We start from the raw sequence: 16,596 nt of genomic DNA on the forward strand, positions 1-16,596 counted from the left end.
GTCCGTGACGTTCAAGGCTGAGTACATCTGGATAGACGGCACCGAGCCGACCGCCAAGCTGCGCTCCAAGACGAAGATCATGGACGGCGCGCCGTCGGGGGCCGTGGCGGATCTGCCCATCTGGGGGTTCGACGGCTCCAGCACCAACCAGGCCGAGGGTCACGCATCCGACCGGGTGCTGAAGCCCGTGTTCACCTGTCCGGACCCGATCCGCGGCGGCGACGACATCCTCGTCCTGTGCGAGGTCTTCGACATCGACATGACGCCGCACGCGTCCAACACCCGTGCCGCGCTGCGTCCGCTCGCCGAGCAGTTCGCGGGCCAGGCCCCGATCTTCGGCATCGAGCAGGAGTACACCTTCTTCGACGGCCACCGGCCGCTCGGCTTCCCCGAGGGCGGCTTCCCGGCCGCGCAGGGCGGCTATTACTGCGGCGTCGGCGCGGACGAGATCTTCGGCCGCGAGATCGTGGAGAAGCACCTCGACAACTGCCTGGCGGCGGGGCTCGGCATCTCCGGCATCAACGCCGAGGTCATGCCCGGCCAGTGGGAGTTCCAGGTGGGCCCGCTGTCCCCGCTGGAGGTCTCCGACCAGCTGTGGGTCGCCCGTTGGCTGCTCTACCGGACCGCCGAGGACTTCAACGTCTCGGCCACCCTGGACCCGAAGCCGGTCAAGGGCGACTGGAACGGCGCGGGCGCGCACACCAACTTCTCCACCCGGGCGATGCGCGAGGGCTACGACGCGATCATCACCGCGTGCGAGTCGCTGGGCGAGGGCTCCAAGCCGCTGGACCACGTCAAGAACTACGGCGCGGGCATCGACGACCGGCTCACCGGTCTGCACGAGACGGCCCCGTGGAACGAGTACACCTACGGCGTCTCCGACCGCGGTGCCTCGGTCCGTATCCCCTGGCAGGTCGAGCAGGACCGGAAGGGCTACATCGAGGACCGTCGCCCCAACGCCAACGTCGACCCGTACGTCGTCACGCGGCTGATCGTCGACACCTGCTGCACCGCGCTGGAGAAGGCCGACCAGGTCTGATCCCGACACCGCGCACAAAGGGCCCGCCGGTTTCCGGCGGGCCTTTCGGCGTGTTTCCGCCCCCGCGCCGCGACGTCATGGGGCGCGCTTTCCGGCGTGCGCCGGCGCGGAGTGAGGAACGTAACGCAAAGGGTCCGTATCGACGGGTGAGAGGAGTCTGATGCACCGCCGCAATGTCTGCTTCAATGGGCGCATGGCCAGCTTCCAGTACATCGCGTCGGGTCGCAGCGACCTCGAGCCGTTCTGGCCTTCCCGTCAGCACCATGATTTCGACCGGGTGTGTTGCCGCGCGTGGAACGCGCAGGCCCACTAAAGCCGCTCACCCCGGCCTTCGGTCCGCGCGCACGACGCAAGTCCGTCCCTGACGACTCCTCGCGCGAAAGAGCTGACCCCTCATGGCGAACACCCGTACTTTCTCCGCCGCGTCCGCCGCCACCGCGGCGTCCCCGGCGCCCGCTGCGGCCCACCCCACCGCCCGCTCCCTTCCCGCCCATCCGAACCGGCACCGGCTGCGCGCGGTCGACCGTGACGAGGTGGCCGGCCCGCCCGACGTGGCCGGCTTCCTCCCGCCCGGGGCCACCTGGCTGCCCGCCCCGCCGCACACCTTGCCCGCCCTGCCCGGCCAGCCGCCGATGATCGGTTACCTGGTGCTGGTCCCGGCCGACCAGCAGCCGGCGCTCGCGGGGGCCGTGGCCGCCTCCCAGCACCGGCCGGGCGGCGCGCTGTTCCCCCAGCAGCCGGCGGCCGAGGCTGCCGCCTCCGAGGGGGCGTCCGCCGGTCCGGTCCGGATCGACGCCACCCGGCGTACGGCGGCGGTCGACGGCGTGGCCCTCGACCTCACGTATCTGGAGTTCGAGCTGCTGGCCCATCTGGTGGCGCACCCGCACCGGGTGCACACCCGCGACCAGTTGGTGACGACGGTGTGGGGCTACGGGCACGTGGGCGACGGGCGCACCGTCGACGTCCATGTCGCCCGGCTGCGCCGCAAGCTCGGTGCGGAGTACCGCCGTTCGATCCAGACGGTCCGCCGCGTCGGGTACAAGTACACGCCCTGACGGGCCGGTTCCGCCACGGAACGGCGGGGGCCCCGGACCACGGTTCCTCCTCACCGTGGTCCGGGGCCGTCCGGGTTTCTCAGACCTGCTGTGCCGCGGCGGCCGGGGCTGGCGTCCTCACCGGCCCGGCCGGCTCGCCGTACCCGTCGTGGCTCTCGTCCTCCAGGCTCGGCAGCCTCGAGAGTCCGCGCGGGGTACGCCAGTTGCGCTCGCCGAGCAGCAGCATCACCGAGGGCAGCAGCACCATCCGTACGACGGTGGCGTCCAGCAGCACCGCGACGGCGAGGCCGACGCCCATCTGCTGCATGTCCTGCATGGACAGCGTCCCGAACACGGCGAACACCGCGACCATGATGGCCGCCGCTCCGGTGACCGCTCCGGCCGTGCGGCGGATGCCGGTCTCGATCGCGGCCCGGTTGTCGAGTCCGCCGCCGCGGGCCTCGCGGATCCGGGAGACGACGAAGACGTGGTAGTCCATGGACAGGCCGAACAGGACGACGAGGACGAACAGCGGCATCCACGCCTCGATCGCGCCGACCCCCTCCGAGCCGATGAGCGAGGCGCCCCAGCCGTGCTGGAAGACGGCGGTCATCACGCCGTAGGCGGCGGCCACCGAGAACAGGTTGAGGACGATGGACGTCACGGCGATGACGTAGCTGCGGAAGCAGAAGAGCATCAGCAGGAAGGTGACCGCGGTGATGAAGGCGAAGACCGGGAGGATGCCGCGCCGGAGCTGATCGTTGAAGTCGACGGAGCCCGCGGTCTCGCCGGTGACGTGGGTGTCGGCCCCGGTGCCGTCGAACGCGGCGGGCAGCTTCTTCTCGCGCAGTTCGGTGAGGTCGGCGGTGCCCCCCGGGAGGGGGATCTCGATCTCGGCGACGTTCTCGGCCCGGTGGACGGTGACACCCTCGAAGCCGTCGAGGGCCTTGGCGACCTCCGGGGCGGTGATGTCCGGCGCGGTCACCACGACGAGAGCCGGGGCGGGGCCGCCGGGGAAGCGGTCGGTGATCCGGGTGTGGGCGATGGAGAGCTGCGAGTCGGAGCCGAACTGCTTCTCCAGGCCGAGGGATTCGGTCTTCATGCCGAGGGCGGGTGCGGCGAGGGCGAGCAGCAGGACGACGGCGGCGACGGCGAAGGTGCGGGGCCGGGCGAGGACGGGGCCCAGTACCCGGCCGACAATGCGGCCGCTGCCGGAGTGGCCGTGCTTGGCGCGGCGGTTCAGCAGCGGGATGCGGCCCGCGTCGATCCGGTCGCCCAGCCAGGAGAGCAGGGCGGGCAGGACGGTGACCGAGCCGAGCATGGCGATGAACACGACGATGATCGTGGCCAGGGCGAAGCCCTTGAACAGCAGGAGCCCGGAGAGGAACATGCCGCCCATCGCGACCATCACGGTGAGGCCGGAGACGAGGACGGCCCGGCCGCTGGTGGCCGCCGCGATGCGCAAAGCGGTCTCGGCGTCGCGTCCGGCAGCGCGTTCGTCGCGTTCGCGGCGCAGGTAGAAGAGGCAGTAGTCGACGCCGACGGCGAAGCCCATCAGGAACATCACCGAGTACGTGGTCTGGAACAGGTGCAGCTGGTGGCTGGCGATCGAGAGGAGACCGAAGGCGGCCATGCACGCGGTGAGGGCGAGCCCGACCGGGAGCAGGGCGGCGACCACCGCGCCGAAGGCGACGAGGAGGATGCCGAGGGCCAGCGGTACGGCGGTGAACTCGGCCTTCTTGAAGTCCTCGGCCAGCAGGTCGCCGAGCCACTTGCCCGCGCTGGCCTCGCCGAACTGGTGGATCTCGGTGTCCGGGTGGTCCGCTCCCACGGCGGCGACCGCGTCCAGGACGGGCTGGATCCGGTCGGAGGAGGTGGCGGCCTCGCCCTTCATGTCAAAGGTGATCAGGGCGTCCTTGCCGTCCTGGGAGGCGACGGGCGGGGCGATGTTCCGGGTCTCGCCGGTCTTCTCCACGGCGTCGGCGAGGGCGTCGGCGGCCGGCTTCCAGTCGCCCGCGGTGGGGGCGGAGACCATGACCAGTTCGCCGGCGGGCTTGTCGAGACCGGCGTCGAGGAGGATCTGCTCGGCGCGGGCGGACTCGCCGGCGCCGTTCTCCGCGTTGGTCATCTCCACCATGCCGGTGGCCCCGCCGATGCCCGCGGCGAGCACGACGAAGAGCAGCCAGCCGAATACGGCTGTCTTGCGGTGGTGTGTGCTCCACACGCCGATGCGTGCGGCGAGGTTGCGCCTCATACGGTTTCTCCCCCAGAGGTAAACGTCGGGTAAGTGCTTCGGGACGCTTCGAATCTAGGAACGGGACGTGTTGCGCCCCAGCCGTCGAAGCCCCCGGTCGCGGAGGGGTAGGGGGAGGGCGCGAGGGTGGTGCCAGGTACACCCCCTCCGGGTGGCGGACCGGCTGACCCGGCAGGGCCGTCCCGGGCGAGACTGGTCCCCGGACCGGGAACCAGCCCGGCTCCTGAGGGGAGAGGGACCACGATGAAGGTGTTCTCGGAACGGCTACGGCCATCGGCGCTGGCGGCTGGGCGCGGCCTGTTCCTGTCGGTGGCCGGCCTGGCGGGGTCCATCACCCTGTTCGTCCTCGCGGTGGTCTCGATCGCCTTCATCCTGCTGGGCATCGGCGTGTTCACCACCCCGGTGGTGCTGGAGGCGGTGCGCAAGCACGCCAACCAGCGCCGGCTGTGGGCGGTGACCTGGTCGGACGTGCGGATTCCGGTCCCGTACCGGCCGTTCCCCAAGGATCTGCGGCCGGGCGTCATCGGTCAGGTGGAGCGCACCACGCTGATGCTGAAGGACCCGGCGACCTGGCGGGATCTGCAGTGGCTGCTGGTCGACATGACGGCCGGCACGGTGGTGGCGTTCCTGGCGGCGGGGCTGATGATCTATCCGGTCGAGGGGCTCGTCCTGGCGGCGGGCCTGTGGCGCGTGTTCCGCGACGACGCGTACTGGTACGGGTTCGTGCCGGTGGACAGCCAGCTGACCGGGCTCGCCGCGCTGGCGCTGGGGATCACGCTCTTCCATGTCGGACTGTGGGCGAGCAGGCCGCTGCTGCGGCTGCACTTCGTGCTCGCCCGTACGCTGCTGGCTCCCACCCAGGACCAGGAGCTGGCGCGGCGCGTCGAGCGGCTGACCGAGACCCGGCACGAGGCGGTGGACACCGCCGCCTCCGAGCTGCGCCGCATCGAGCGGGACCTGCACGACGGGGCGCAGGCCCGGCTGGTCGCGATGGGGATGAACCTGGGCACGATCGAGGCGCTCATCGAGAAGGACCCGGCACAGGCGAGGAAGATGCTGGCGATGGCCCGGGAGTCCTCGGCGGAGGCCCTCACCGAACTGCGCGACCTGGTCCGGGGGATCCACCCGCCGGTCCTCGCGGAGCGGGGCCTGGGCGACGCGGTCAAGGCGCTGGTCCTGCGGCTGCCGGTCGCCTCCGAGGTGACGGTGGAGCTGCCGGGGCGGGCGGACGCGCCGGTGGAGTCGGCGGCGTACTTCGCGGTCAGCGAGGCCCTGACGAACGCGGTGAAGCACGCGCAGGCCGAGCGGATCTATGTGGACATGCACCATGCGGAGGGGATGCTCCGGGTCTCCGTGACGGACGACGGCAAGGGCGGTGCGGCGGTCGGTTCGGGCTCGGGGCTGAGCGGAATCGAACGGCGACTGGGTACATTCGACGGCGTACTGGCCGTCAGCAGTCCCGCAGGCGGTCCCACCATGGTGACCATGGAGATTCCTTGCGAGTTGTCCTAGCCGAAGATCTCTTTCTGTTGCGCGACGGCCTGGTGCGCATGCTGGAGGCGTACGACTTCGAGATCGCCGCGGCCGTGGAGACCGGGCCCGAGCTGACCCGGGCACTGGCCGAGCTGAAGCCGGACATCGCCGTCGTCGACGTCCGGCTCCCGCCGTCCCAGACGGACGAGGGCCTGCAGTGCGCCCTGGCCGCCCGGCGGGACCGGCCGGGGCTTCCGGTGCTGGTGCTCTCGCAGCACGTGGAGCAGCTGTACGCACGGGAGTTGCTGGCGGACGGCAACGGCGGCATCGGCTACCTGCTGAAGGACCGGGTCTTCGACGCGGACCAGTTCATCGACGCGGTACGGCGGGTGGCGGCGGGCGGCACGGCGATGGACCCGCAGGTCATCTCCCAGCTCCTGTCGCGCCGTTCGCAGGACAAGCCGATGGGCGGTCTCACCCCGCGCGAGCGGGAGGTGATGGAGCTGGTGGCCCAGGGCCGCTCGAACGCCGCCATCGCCTCGCAGATGGTGATCACGGAGCGGGCGGTGGCCAAGCACACGTCGAACATCTTCGGAAAGCTCGATCTGCCCCCGTCCGACGACGACAACCGCCGGGTGCTGGCGGTACTGGCATATCTGGACCACGGCTGATCCCGGCCGCCGCCGGCCGGCCCGCGCCGAGCGTGCGGGCCGGGGCTCCGCTCAGCCGGTGAACCAGCCCGCCGCGTCCAGCCGGAACGCGCCGTGGGGGGCCATCGTGCGCAGGTCCCTCTCCAGGGCGGCCAGCCGCTCCTCGCCGAGCGTCCGGGCCCATTCCGCCCGCAGCCGGTCGAAGCCCCCGGCGGACCGGGCCAGCAGGTCGACGCCGTGCGGGGCGAGGTGGATCAGGGTGCGCCGGCCGTCGGCGGGGTCCGGGGCGCGCTCCACGTAACCGAGCGCCTCCAGCTTCTCGACGGTCTTCCCCGCGGCCTGCTTGGAGACCCCGAGCCGCCGCCCGATCTCGCTGATGGCCGCGCCGTCGCGCCCCACCGCCTGGAGGGCGAAGCCGTACGCGGGCCGGGTCTCGGGGTGCCCGTGCTCGGCCAGGTCCCGGTGCAGGGCGTCGATGATCGAGCGGAAGCCCGCGAAGAGGAGCAGGGGCAGCTCGAAGCCCTTGCCAGAATCGACAACCTGATTTACCTTTTTTTCGTCAACCATGTTGTCGATCCTATCGGCTTCCTCCTCCTGCCAGCCCCTGCCCCTGTTCCTGCCCCTGTCACGAGAGGTCCGTCATGCCCTTCCCCGATCTCACCCCCGAGTCCGCCCCGCCCGGTTCACGGCGCGCCATGGAGGCGGTGACGGAGCGGCTGGGATACCGGCCGGTCGCCATCGCCCGACTGGCCGCCTCGCCGCACGCCCTGGACGGCTTCCTGAAGATCAGCGCGATCTTCGAGGCCTGCACCCTGGACCCGCTCTCCCGCGAGGTCCTGATCATGACGACGGCCACCCGCAACGAGTGTCACCTCTGCGTCGCGATGCACACCGCGAAGCTCACCGCCCTGGACGCCGACCCGGCGCTCATCGCGGCCCTGCGCGACCGCACAGGGCCCCCGCTGCCGGACGAACGCCTGGAAGCCGTAAGGCGGTTCACACTGGCGGTGCTCGCCTCGGCGGGCGCGGTGGACGATGCGGTCCTGGCGGACTTCCTGGCGTACGGCTACACCGAACAGAACGCCCTCGAAGTGGTCCTGGGCATCGGCGCGTACACCCTGTCGACCCTGGCCAACCGGCTCACCGGAGCGCCGGTGGACGCCCCATTGGCCGCCTTCGCCTGAGAGTTGGGGGTTCGGGCCGCTTTCCGGCTGGAGCTTCCCACGAATCGGCCGGAGGGCTGAACGGGTCGCCGGGCCCGCGCGTATGGGACGTCACGCTTCTCCCTCGAAGCAGAGGAGTCCCATGCGACGCACATCGCGCAAGAAACGTTCCACCCTGGCGAACCGGGCCATCGCCGCCTCCGCGGCCCTCATCCTGGGGGGAGGTGGGCTGGTCGCGGTCAATGTCTACGCCTCCGCGGGAGAAGGACCGTCCGGTTCTCCGCCCACCCGGACGCAGAACGCCGGCCGTCAGATGTCCACCATCGACTGTCCCGAAGCCGTGAACGGGCTGCCCGAGGTGCCGGACGAGGCACGCGGGGAGGTCGACCGCGAACTCGCGGCGATGGATACCCAGATCACCGACGCCTACCGGCAGTTCGCGGACCGGAAGGAAGAGATCGCCCAGGATCCGGGGCTGGCGGAGAACGCCGTCCTCGGCCCGTTGCGCAGCAGGCGGACGGCGAGCCTCGACCGGATCGGCATCGCGATCGGACGCGTGGGTGAGCGGCCGACGGGGCTGGAGAGCCTCGCCGGGTGCAGCCTGCGCGCCGACGGCAACCGCCCCGGAAACGGTGACGGCAATGACGGTGACGGCGGCAGCGGCGACGGCGGTCAGGACGACGGCCAAGGCCAGGACCAGGGCCGGAACCAGGGCCAGAACGAAGGCCAGGGCGAGGGTCCCGGGCAGGACCCGGGGCAGGGCGAGGATCCCGGGCAGGGCCAGGGCGGCAACGGGCCCGAGGCCGCCGACTTCGTCGATATCCAGTCCGTCCAGCCCAACGCCGACCGCCCCCGTCAGCGCCGCGGCGCGTCCCGGGGCACCTTCACCACCGACTGCGGCCGTAATGAGAACGGGAAGTTCAACCCGGACAACGTCATCGCCGCACCCGGCGTGAGCAACGGCGCGCACCATATGCACGATTACATCGGCAATCAGGCCAACGACGCCTTCGCGAGCGACGACGATCTGGCGGACGGCGCGACCACCTGCCGCAACCAGGGCGACCGGTCGACCTACTACTGGCCCGTCCTGCGCCTGCAGAACGGGCAGGACGAGAACGACGTGGACGCCGACGGCGGCGGCCGGGACCAGAACATCGGGGAGATCCAGACCCCGTCCCAGGTGACGCTGAAGTTCGTCGGCTCGCCCGTCGGCCGGGTCACCGCGATGCCGCGCTTCCTGCGGATCATCACCGGGGACGCGAAGGCGTTCACCAACGGCGACGCCAACGCCAACGCCTCGTGGAGCTGCACCGGATTCGAGGACCGCCAGTTGGCGGACAAGTACCCGATCTGCCCCGAGGGCAGCCAGGTGGTGCGTACGTTCGCCTTCCAGAACTGCTGGGACGGGCAGAACACCGACAGCGCCAACCACCGCACCCATGTGGCCTTCGCCCAGGACGACGGGCGGTGCCCGAACGGGTTCCGGGCGGTGCCGCAGCTGGTGCAGCGCATCGTCTACGACGTACCGCCGGGGCCCGGCTTCGCCGTCGACTCCTTCCCCGAGCAGCTGCACAAGCCGATCACCGATCACGGGGACTTCATCAACGTCTTCGACGACCGGCTGATGAACAAGCTGGTGCGGTGCATCAACGACGGCCGCCGCTGCCGCTGACGCGGCGCGCGCGGCCCCCGTGTACCTGCGCGGTCAGCTCCCGTGGTGACCGGAGTGCCCGTCCTCGCTCCCCCCTCCGCCACTTTCCCCCGAGTGGTGAGGCGAGGCGGTCTCCACCGTCCCCCCGAGCCGGCCGCGCAGCGCCGCGACCACGTCCGGATCGCCGGAGGCCACCCACTGCCGTCCGACGAGGTACGAGCCGCCGTAGTCCTTGGCCTCGTTGATCCACTCCCGCTGCCCGCGGTCGGTGGCGAAGGTGGTCAGCACGTAACGGCCCTCGTCCGTCTTGCAGTTGGCCTGTCGGAGCTCGGCCGCCTCGGTCCCCACGTTCGGGTCGCAGCCGGCCTTCTTCGCCAGCTGTTCCAGCGTGCCCGTCGCGGCCGGCGGCGGTGTGGGCCGCTTCCGGCCGCCGTCGGCGGTCGGTTCCGTGCTGCACCCGGCCAGGAGCAGAAGCCCCGCCAGGACGACCGCGACGGCCCCGCCGCGGGGTGCGCCTCGCCATTCCGGTTGTGTCGCCATCGGCCCATCCTGCACCCGGATCCGGGCTCAGGGGTGGGCTACGGCAAGACTCACGAGATAGGCCTCCTCGACCTCGCCGTCCGGGAACAGGGCGGTCAGCAGGGCCCGTTCGCGGTCGAAGTAGTCGCGCACCTCCGCCGGATCGCCGATCAGGAAGTCGGAGTGGGTGGCCATGTTGGCGAGATGGACGTCCAGGGGCACACGGCGGCTCCACGCCACCTGCCGGGTGCGGAAGTCGAGCCCGTCGGGCAGCTCGGCCCGGAAGCGGGCCCGGTGGGACGGGACGGCGGGGATCTCCGCCCCGAAGAAGGCCCGCAGCCGCCGCTCCTGGTCCAGGAGCCACTCCACGGACGGATCGCCGTCGTTCCACCACAGGGCGAGCGCCCCGCCCGGCCGCAGCACCCGGCGGGCCTCGGGGATCGAGCGGGCGGGGTCGGTCCAGTGCCAGGCCTGGGCGTAGGTGATCAGGTCCATGGAGCCGGTCCGCAGCGGCAGGGCGTTCCCGTCGCCCCGGACCAGGGGGACGTCCGGCAGGCTCCGGCGGAACTGCTCGGCCATCCCGTCGCCCGGCTCCACCGCGATGATCCGGGCCCCGCGTTCGTACAGCCGTGCCGTACCGAGGCCGGTGCCCGCCCCGACGTCCGCGACCCGGGCTCCGGCGAGCGGCAGTCCGGCCAGGTCCTCGACGGCGTCGAACAGGGCGGGCGGGTAGCTGGGGCGGTGCGCGTCGTACGCGGCGGCGATCGCGTCGAAGGACCGGCCCTGCACAGGTTTCGTCATACCGGCCATCATCGCGCGGGCCTCACGGAACGGCGCGGAAATCTCTGCACGCCTCTGGTCCCCCCGCATACCCGTCAGTACATTGACACCATGTCTAACACGCAGCCAGCGGCGGTCGCGTCGGAGCGGACGCCCCTCAAGGCCCGCAAGGTGTCCTTCGCCTGGGAGAAGACCCCTCTGCACTGGGTGCCGGGCGACCCGTTCACCACCCACACGATCAATGTGCTCCACCTGCTGCTCCCGGCCGGGGAACGCTGGTTCATCCATGTGTACCGGCAGATCCTCCCGTACATCCACGACGACCGGCTCCGCGAGGACGTGATCGGGTTCATCGGGCAGGAGGCCGTGCACTCGCAGGCCCATGACGATGTGCTGCCGCATCTGCGGGAGTTGGGCCTCGACCCGACCCCGTACACCGCGCAGGTCGACTGGCTCTTCGAGAAGCTGCTCGGGGACCGGACCCTGCCGCCGGGGCGGGCGTCGAAGTGGTGGCTGATGGAGCGCGTGGCGACGATCGCGGCGATCGAGCACTACACCGCGTTCCTCGGCGACTGGATCCTCAACGCCGAGGCGCTGGACCGGCGGGGCGCGGACCCCACCATGCTCGACCTGCTGCGCTGGCACGGGGCGGAGGAGGTGGAGCACCGGTCGGTGGCCTTCGACGTCTTCCTGCACGTGGACGGCGGCTACCGGCGGCGGGTGCGCACCTGGGCGGTGGCGTTCTCCGCGCTGGTGTTCCTGTGGCAGCGCGGCACCCGCTTCTTCATGGAGAACGACCCCACGCTGCTGGACGGCAAGGCGTCGTTCAAGGCGTTCCACACGAGCGGCAGGCAGGGCACGCTGCCCAGCACGGGCGCGATCCTGCGGTCCGTCCCCAGCTATCTCAGCCGGTCGTACCACCCCTCGCAGGAGGGCAGTACGGCCCAGGCCGTCGACTACCTCACCCGCTCCCCCGCCGCGCTCGCCGCCGAGACCGCCACGACCGCCACGACCGCCACGACCGCCACGACCGCCACGACGGGAGGGTCCTGACCCATGGCCCTGCCCCGTCTGCGTACCGTCGTGCTCGTCTCCGGCGCCGCCCTGCTCACCCGGCGGGCCCTGAAACGCCGGATCGCCCGGTCACCGCTGTGGCCGCTGCCCGCCCTTCCCGAGCCGATATCGGGCCACTCCCGGCGACGGGCGACGGCGGTCCGCCGGCTGCTGATCACCGGGCGGACCGTGGTCGCCGACGGCGTCGTGCAGCTCCGGCTGGAGGGCGCCGGGCTGCCGCGCTGGACACCGGGCGCCCATCTGGATCTGGTGCTGCCGTCCGGTCTGGTGCGGCAGTACTCGCTGTGCGGCGACCCGCAGGACACCGGTGCGTACACGGTGGCGACCCGGCTGGTGGAGGACGGCCGGGGCGGTTCGCGCGAGGTGCACGAACAGCTCCGGGAGGGGCTGGAGATCGAGGTGCGCGGGCCGCGCAACCGGTTCCCGCTGGCCGACGCCCCGGCCTATGTCTTCGTCGTCGGCGGCATCGGGATCACCCCAGTCCTGCCGATGCTGCGGTCGCTGGCCGCGTCGGGGGCCGAGTGGCGCCTGCTGTACGGGGGCCGGTCGCGGGCCTCCATGCCGTTCCTGGAGGAGATCGAACAGCTCGGCGCGGACGGGGACCGGGTCACGGTCGTCGCCCAGGACGAGGCGGGGCACCCGGACGTCGCGGCGGCGCTGGCCGGCCTCGCCCCCGGAACCGCGGTCCTGTGCTGCGGCCCCGAGCCGCTGATGGACGCCGTCGGGGCCGCGCTCCCCGAGGGATGCACCCTGCACCTGGAGCGGTTCTCGGCCGCGACGGGGGACGCGGCGGGCCCCGGCGCCGGGGCGTTCGAGGTGGAACTGCGGCGCAGCGGGCGCACGGTGCCGGTCGCCGCCGGGCAGTCGGTGCTCGCCGCCGTCCGCGCGGAGCTGCCCCATATCGCGTACTCCTGCGAGCAGGGCTTCTGCGGGACCTGCCAACAGCGGGTCCTGGAGGGCGAGATCGACCACCGGGACGAGCTGCTGACCGACGACGAGCGGGGCGACTCGATGCTGATCTGCGTCTCGCGGTGCCGGGGCGGGCGTCTCGTCCTGGATCTGTAGACCGCCATGGTGCGCGCCCCGGATAGGCTGTTCGCATGACAACCGGGGTGCGGCGCAGGATGGGCGTCGACGAGCGCAGGCAGCAACTGATCGGCGTCGCGCTGGACTTGTTCAGCCGCCGCTCGCCCGAGGATGTGTCGATCGACGAGATCGCCGCGGCCGCGGGGATCTCCCGTCCGCTGGTCTACCACTACTTCCCCGGAAAGCAGAGCCTGTACGAGGCGGCGCTGCGGCGGGCCGCGGACGAGCTGGCGGCCCGCTTCCTGGAGCCGCTGGAAGGGCCTCTGGGGACGCGGCTGCTGCGGGTGATGGGGCGGTTCTTCGACTTCGTCGACGAGCACGGCCCCGGCTTCTCGGCGCTGATGCGCGGCGGGCCGGCGGTCGGCTCGTCGAAGGCGAACGCCATGATCGACGGGGTCCGGCAGGCCGCGTACGAGCAGATCATCACGCACCTGGGGGTGAGTGAACCGCCCGCCCGGCTGGAGCTGGTGGTCCGCTCCTGGGTCTCGCTCGCCGAGTCGACGGCGCTGATCTGGCTGGACGGGCGGCGCATCCCGCGCGCCGAGCTGGAGATGCAGCTGGTGCACGACTTCGCGGCGCTCGCCGCGGTCAGCGCCGCCTACGACCAGGAGATGGCGGGCATCGTGCTGCGGGTGCTGTCCCAGGAACCGGCGGACGGCCCGTTCGGGGAGCTGCTGGCGCGGCTCGCCGCGTTCGCCCCGGACGTGCCCGCCGTGCCCGCGCAGCGCCGGCCGCTCTGAGGGCGGCCGGGCGCCGGGCCGGGTCAGGCCGGCAGGCCGTTGCGGTGGGAGACCCGGCGGGCTGCGGCCAGCAGGGCGTGGATCTGCGGGCCCGCCTGGTCGATCTCGGTGACCGGGCGGGGGAACGGCAGCCGGACGTCCTCGTGGCTGCTGGGGTACTCGAGCCGCAGGGTCACACCGAAGCGGTCCAGGGCCAGCGGCACGGCCCGGGTCATGCCGCGCTCCGGGCGGGGGTGGACGAGGCGCAGGAGCAGCGGGACGAGCTCGGCGTGGTCGTCCACGAGGTGGGTGAGCATGCCCGCCTCGCACGCGGCGATCGGGTCGATCTCCGCCTCCTCCAGCTCCTCCAGGGTGACGAACGTGCGCCCCTCGGCGTCCTCCAGGACGGCCTGCCCGAACTCCATGCAGGTGCTCTGCCCGGTGTCGGTGCTGTACGGGGCGGCCAGCAGCCCGGTGACCGTGACGCGGGCGCGCAGCCGGTCGCGTACGGGGGTGGGAGCGACGTCCGTGAACTCGAGCCGGGCCGGAACGCGTTCGGCGCTCGGGGCGTGGCTGCCGTTGTCGGGGGCGTGCAGGTGGATGTGGCCCATCGCGCCCGTGCCGTCGAGGCGGCGGACTTCGGTGTGCAGTCCGTCGCTGACCACGGTCATGGAGTGGGCGACGGTCAGGATCGACCGGACGCGCTCGGCGCGGGTCGGCTGCGTGGCGCGGGGGCGGGAGAGACGCATCCGAGTTCTCCAGGAGGGGTCGACGGAACCCAAGCAGCTACTTAGGTATGCCTAACCTTACCCACATGACCCGTGCGCGGATAGTGCGGGGCTGGAGGGCGGTGATCTGACGGGCCCCGGCCGGCCCTCCGGGGCGTGCACCGGGGCCGTGGGTCCGGGGACGGGACGGACGGCTCAGAGCTGGAGTTCGGTGCGCAGCGCGGCGGCGAGGCCGACCTCCGCGTTGTCCGACTGGCCGCGCTCGAAGGCGCGCTGGTACGCCTCGTCGCCGACGGCCGCCCGCGCCTGGAGCTCGCAGGTCTCGCGGACCGGACCCAGCTCGGGCGTGCCGCGCTGGGGGTGGCCGACCATGCGCCAGTACGCGTGTCCGGTGCCGTAGACCCGGGCGGCCTGCGCGCCCGCGCCCTGGGCGGCGATGGCGGCGGCCAGGATGTCCAGGCCCAGCGCGATGCCGAAGCTGTCGCGCAGCCGGTGCTTGCCCGCGAGCATGGAGCGGGCGTGCGCGGCGGAGGCCGCCGGGCGGCCCTGGAACAGGGCGATCAGGGCGAGTTGGTAGTCCGCGTAGGAGCGGGTCCAGAATTCGCCGCCGCGCTCGCAGGCCCGGCGCAGCGCGGTGGCCGCCGCCTCGGACTCGGTGAGCCGGCCGAGCGCGGTGAGCGCGAAGACGGTGATGAGGTGGCAGCGCAGCCGGTGGGCCGAGCCCGCCGGGACGCTCTCGGTCATCCGCAGGACCCGGTCGGCCGCCTCCAGGGCCGCCGCCGGCTCCCCGGTCATCAGCTGGGTGAGGCCCGAGAGGTAGGCCGCGCCGAGCATGCCCTCGTCGTCCCGCTCGTACAGGGCGGTGGCCGTACAGAGCGCACCGTACTTCTCGGCGGTCGCGAAGTCGCCCTGGAGCAGCGCCGCGACGCCGAAGACCCAGTGCAGCCCGGTCCGGTGGGGGCCGTCGACCGGGCCCGCGTCCAGGGCGCGCTGCGCGTAGCTCCGGGCCTCGGAGAGGTGGCCGCAGCAGGCCCAGAAGAAGCCGACGCGGCCCGCCATCTCCTGTGCCCCGACGACGTCGTGGACGAGCAGGTGCTCCAGTGCGGCGCACAGGTCCAGATGGGTGTCGGACACCTTGTGGTACCAGGACACCTGGTCGGGTCCCGTCCAGCCGTCGTGGGCGCGGCGGGCGAGGCCGAGGAAGCTTCTCGCGTGCCGGTCGGCGGCGGCGCGGGTCTCGCCCAGCTCGGTGAGCCACATCCGGCCGTACTCCCGCAGGGTGTCGAGCATGCGGTAGCGGTCGCCGTCGCGCTGGACGACGGACTGGGCGACGAGGCCCTGGAGCGCCCGGTCCACCTCGTCCGCGGTGAGCGGGCCGCCGGCGCAGACCTCGCGGGCGACCTCCTCGTCGAAGTCGGCCCGCAGCGGGGTGAGGCGGGCCCACAGGAGGCGCTCCAGCGGGGTGCACAGCTCGTGGGACCAGCCGATGGCGGTGCGCAGGGTGCGGTGGCGGCGGGGCCACACCCTCTCGTCGGCGAGGAGGTCGAGGCGGGCCGTGTCCGACGCCCGGAAGCCCACGCCCGGACCGCCCGCGCCGATGCCGCCCACGCCGAGGCCGGCGCCCTGCGCGTCGAAGCGGGTGCCGATCCGGGTGGCGAGCTGGGCCACGCTGTGCCGGCCGATGCCCGCGGCGGCCAGTTCGATGGCGAGCGGGATGCCTTCGAGGCGGCGGCAGATCTCGGTGGCGGCGGCCTCGTCCCCGGGCGCGTCGAGGCCGGCCCGCGGGTCGGCCGCGCGCAGCCGGTCGGCGAAGAGCTGGAGGGCGTCGGGCGCGCCGTCGACCGGGAGCGGCGGCACCTCGACGACGTACTCGCCGCGGGTGCCGAGCGGCTGCCTGCTGGTGACCAGGACGGTCAGGCCGCTCGAGGTGGTGAGGATCTCGGCCAGCAGGTGGGAGCAGGGGCCCCGGAGGTGTTCGGCCGAGTCGAGGACCAGCAGGAGGTGTTTGTCGCCGAGCCATTCGCAGAGCGCCTCGACGGGCATCCGCAGGGTGTGGTCGGCGAGTCCGACCGCGTCGGAGACCGTGGGGAGCAGCAGCCCGTCGTCGTAGAGCGGGGAGAGGTCGGCCCACCAGGCGCCGTCCGGGTAGCGGTCGGCGGCGGCGCGGGCGGCCCGGACGGCCAGCCGGGTCTTGCCGACGCCGCCGGGGCCGATCAGGGTGGTCATCCGCCGGGTGGCCAACGCGGTGTGCAGCCGGGCCAGTTCGGCCCGCCTCCCGACGAAGCTGCTCGTCTCGTCGGGAAGGTATCCCACCTTGGTCATCATCACCGTCCGCACGCTGGGGCAGGGGGCGCCGGCGAGCCGACCGCCCCGGGTGGGGCTCCTGCCGCGCGCACCGGGCCGGCCGGGCCTCCCCCGACGGG

General features: G+C 72.5%; 15 protein-coding genes. 9 read left to right on the forward strand and 6 right to left on the reverse strand.

All coding sequences use genetic code 11. From position 1 onward, the window contains the following. Window positions 1–4: 4 nt before the first annotated feature. A complete protein-coding gene (glnII, locus tag ACH4UK_RS02060; RefSeq protein ID WP_398354153.1) occupies window positions 5–1,039 on the forward strand; it encodes a glutamine synthetase in 1,035 nt (344 codons plus the stop codon). Between the two features lie 395 nt (window positions 1,040–1,434). Then, window positions 1,435–2,094, forward strand: a complete 660-nt coding sequence (locus ACH4UK_RS02065) for a winged helix-turn-helix domain-containing protein (RefSeq protein ID WP_398354154.1) — start codon at window positions 1,435–1,437, stop codon at window positions 2,092–2,094. Window positions 2,095–2,173: 79 nt separating this feature from the next. On the opposite strand, the gene ACH4UK_RS02070 is transcribed toward ACH4UK_RS02065, so the two are convergent. Then, entirely contained in the window at window positions 2,174–4,327 is a 2,154-nt protein-coding gene (locus ACH4UK_RS02070) for an MMPL family transporter (RefSeq protein WP_398354155.1), read from the reverse strand. A gap of 243 nt (window positions 4,328–4,570) precedes the next feature. On the opposite strand from ACH4UK_RS02070, the gene ACH4UK_RS02075 reads away from it, so the two are divergent. Both ACH4UK_RS02075 and ACH4UK_RS02080 read left to right on the forward strand, forming a co-directional pair. Further along, the gene (locus ACH4UK_RS02075) at window positions 4,571–5,839 is read left to right on the forward strand and encodes a sensor histidine kinase (protein ID WP_398354156.1); all 1,269 of its coding nucleotides are present in this window, start codon (window positions 4,571–4,573) and stop codon (window positions 5,837–5,839) included. Continuing rightward, a complete protein-coding gene (locus ACH4UK_RS02080; protein ID WP_398354157.1) occupies window positions 5,824–6,471 on the forward strand; it encodes a LuxR C-terminal-related transcriptional regulator in 648 nt (215 codons plus the stop codon). Before ACH4UK_RS02075 ends, ACH4UK_RS02080 begins: the two co-directional genes overlap by 16 nt. A gap of 51 nt (window positions 6,472–6,522) precedes the next feature. Here the strand turns inward: ACH4UK_RS02080 and ACH4UK_RS02085 are convergent, their stop codons facing one another. Continuing rightward, window positions 6,523–7,017 carry a MarR family winged helix-turn-helix transcriptional regulator gene (locus ACH4UK_RS02085; protein WP_398354158.1) on the reverse strand — a complete coding sequence of 165 codons (495 nt, stop codon included), beginning with the start codon at window positions 7,015–7,017 and terminating at the stop codon, window positions 6,523–6,525. 74 nt (window positions 7,018–7,091) lie between these two features. Between ACH4UK_RS02085 and ACH4UK_RS02090 the strand changes: the two genes are divergently transcribed. Together ACH4UK_RS02090 and ACH4UK_RS02095 are read left to right on the forward strand one after the other, a co-directional pair. Continuing rightward, window positions 7,092–7,634, forward strand: a complete 543-nt coding sequence (locus tag ACH4UK_RS02090) for a carboxymuconolactone decarboxylase family protein (protein ID WP_398354159.1) — start codon at window positions 7,092–7,094, stop codon at window positions 7,632–7,634. A 121-nt stretch (window positions 7,635–7,755) separates the two neighbouring features. Next, window positions 7,756–9,288 carry a DUF1996 domain-containing protein gene (locus ACH4UK_RS02095; protein ID WP_398354160.1) on the forward strand — a complete coding sequence of 511 codons (1,533 nt, stop codon included), beginning with the start codon at window positions 7,756–7,758 and terminating at the stop codon, window positions 9,286–9,288. A 33-nt stretch (window positions 9,289–9,321) separates the two neighbouring features. Here ACH4UK_RS02095 and ACH4UK_RS02100 read toward each other — a convergent pair whose 3' ends face one another. Continuing rightward, window positions 9,322–9,807, reverse strand: coding sequence for a hypothetical protein (locus tag ACH4UK_RS02100; protein ID WP_398354161.1), 486 nt, complete (start codon window positions 9,805–9,807; stop codon window positions 9,322–9,324). Between the two features lie 27 nt (window positions 9,808–9,834). Continuing rightward, window positions 9,835–10,587, reverse strand: a complete 753-nt coding sequence (locus tag ACH4UK_RS02105) for a class I SAM-dependent methyltransferase (protein WP_398354162.1) — start codon at window positions 10,585–10,587, stop codon at window positions 9,835–9,837. 90 nt (window positions 10,588–10,677) lie between these two features. On the opposite strand from ACH4UK_RS02105, the gene ACH4UK_RS02110 reads away from it, so the two are divergent. From ACH4UK_RS02110 to ACH4UK_RS02120, 3 genes are read left to right on the forward strand one after another with little or no spacing between them, the layout of a single operon-like run. Continuing rightward, on the forward strand, window positions 10,678–11,619 hold the full coding sequence (locus ACH4UK_RS02110; protein ID WP_398354163.1) for a metal-dependent hydrolase: 942 nt from the start codon (window positions 10,678–10,680) through the stop codon (window positions 11,617–11,619). 3 nt (window positions 11,620–11,622) lie between these two features. After that, window positions 11,623–12,705 carry a PDR/VanB family oxidoreductase gene (locus ACH4UK_RS02115; protein WP_398354164.1) on the forward strand — a complete coding sequence of 361 codons (1,083 nt, stop codon included), beginning with the start codon at window positions 11,623–11,625 and terminating at the stop codon, window positions 12,703–12,705. A gap of 35 nt (window positions 12,706–12,740) precedes the next feature. Next, the gene (locus ACH4UK_RS02120) at window positions 12,741–13,466 is read left to right on the forward strand and encodes a TetR/AcrR family transcriptional regulator (RefSeq protein ID WP_398354165.1); all 726 of its coding nucleotides are present in this window, start codon (window positions 12,741–12,743) and stop codon (window positions 13,464–13,466) included. A gap of 23 nt (window positions 13,467–13,489) precedes the next feature. Here the strand turns inward: ACH4UK_RS02120 and ACH4UK_RS02125 are convergent, their stop codons facing one another. Together ACH4UK_RS02125 and ACH4UK_RS02130 are read right to left on the reverse strand one after the other, a co-directional pair. Continuing rightward, a complete protein-coding gene (locus ACH4UK_RS02125; protein WP_398354166.1) occupies window positions 13,490–14,194 on the reverse strand; it encodes a DUF2470 domain-containing protein in 705 nt (234 codons plus the stop codon). 174 nt (window positions 14,195–14,368) lie between these two features. After that, on the reverse strand, window positions 14,369–16,498 hold the full coding sequence (locus ACH4UK_RS02130; protein WP_398354914.1) for an ATP-binding protein: 2,130 nt from the start codon (window positions 16,496–16,498) through the stop codon (window positions 14,369–14,371). Window positions 16,499–16,596 lie beyond the last annotated feature (98 nt).

The organism is Streptomyces sp. NPDC020884 (assembly GCF_044333935.1).
Classification (GTDB): Bacteria; Actinomycetota; Actinomycetes; order Streptomycetales; family Streptomycetaceae; genus Streptomyces.

Coding starts and splice junctions, on each gene's coding strand:
- ACH4UK_RS02130 (WP_398354914.1), bottom strand. CDS start 16,498: ATGATGACCAAGGTGGGATACCTTCCCGACGAGACGAGCAGCTTCGTC.
- ACH4UK_RS02105 (WP_398354162.1), bottom strand. CDS start 10,587: ATGACGAAACCTGTGCAGGGCCGGTCCTTCGACGCGATCGCCGCCGCG.
- ACH4UK_RS02070 (WP_398354155.1), bottom strand. CDS start 4,327: ATGAGGCGCAACCTCGCCGCACGCATCGGCGTGTGGAGCACACACCAC.
- ACH4UK_RS02090 (WP_398354159.1), top strand. CDS start 7,092: ATGCCCTTCCCCGATCTCACCCCCGAGTCCGCCCCGCCCGGTTCACGG.
- ACH4UK_RS02120 (WP_398354165.1), top strand. CDS start 12,741: ATGACAACCGGGGTGCGGCGCAGGATGGGCGTCGACGAGCGCAGGCAG.
- ACH4UK_RS02110 (WP_398354163.1), top strand. CDS start 10,678: ATGTCTAACACGCAGCCAGCGGCGGTCGCGTCGGAGCGGACGCCCCTC.
- ACH4UK_RS02125 (WP_398354166.1), bottom strand. CDS start 14,194: ATGCGTCTCTCCCGCCCCCGCGCCACGCAGCCGACCCGCGCCGAGCGC.
- ACH4UK_RS02115 (WP_398354164.1), top strand. CDS start 11,623: ATGGCCCTGCCCCGTCTGCGTACCGTCGTGCTCGTCTCCGGCGCCGCC.
- ACH4UK_RS02100 (WP_398354161.1), bottom strand. CDS start 9,807: ATGGCGACACAACCGGAATGGCGAGGCGCACCCCGCGGCGGGGCCGTC.
- ACH4UK_RS02095 (WP_398354160.1), top strand. CDS start 7,756: ATGCGACGCACATCGCGCAAGAAACGTTCCACCCTGGCGAACCGGGCC.
- ACH4UK_RS02065 (WP_398354154.1), top strand. CDS start 1,435: ATGGCGAACACCCGTACTTTCTCCGCCGCGTCCGCCGCCACCGCGGCG.
- ACH4UK_RS02085 (WP_398354158.1), bottom strand. CDS start 7,017: ATGGTTGACGAAAAAAAGGTAAATCAGGTTGTCGATTCTGGCAAGGGC.
- ACH4UK_RS02075 (WP_398354156.1), top strand. CDS start 4,571: ATGAAGGTGTTCTCGGAACGGCTACGGCCATCGGCGCTGGCGGCTGGG.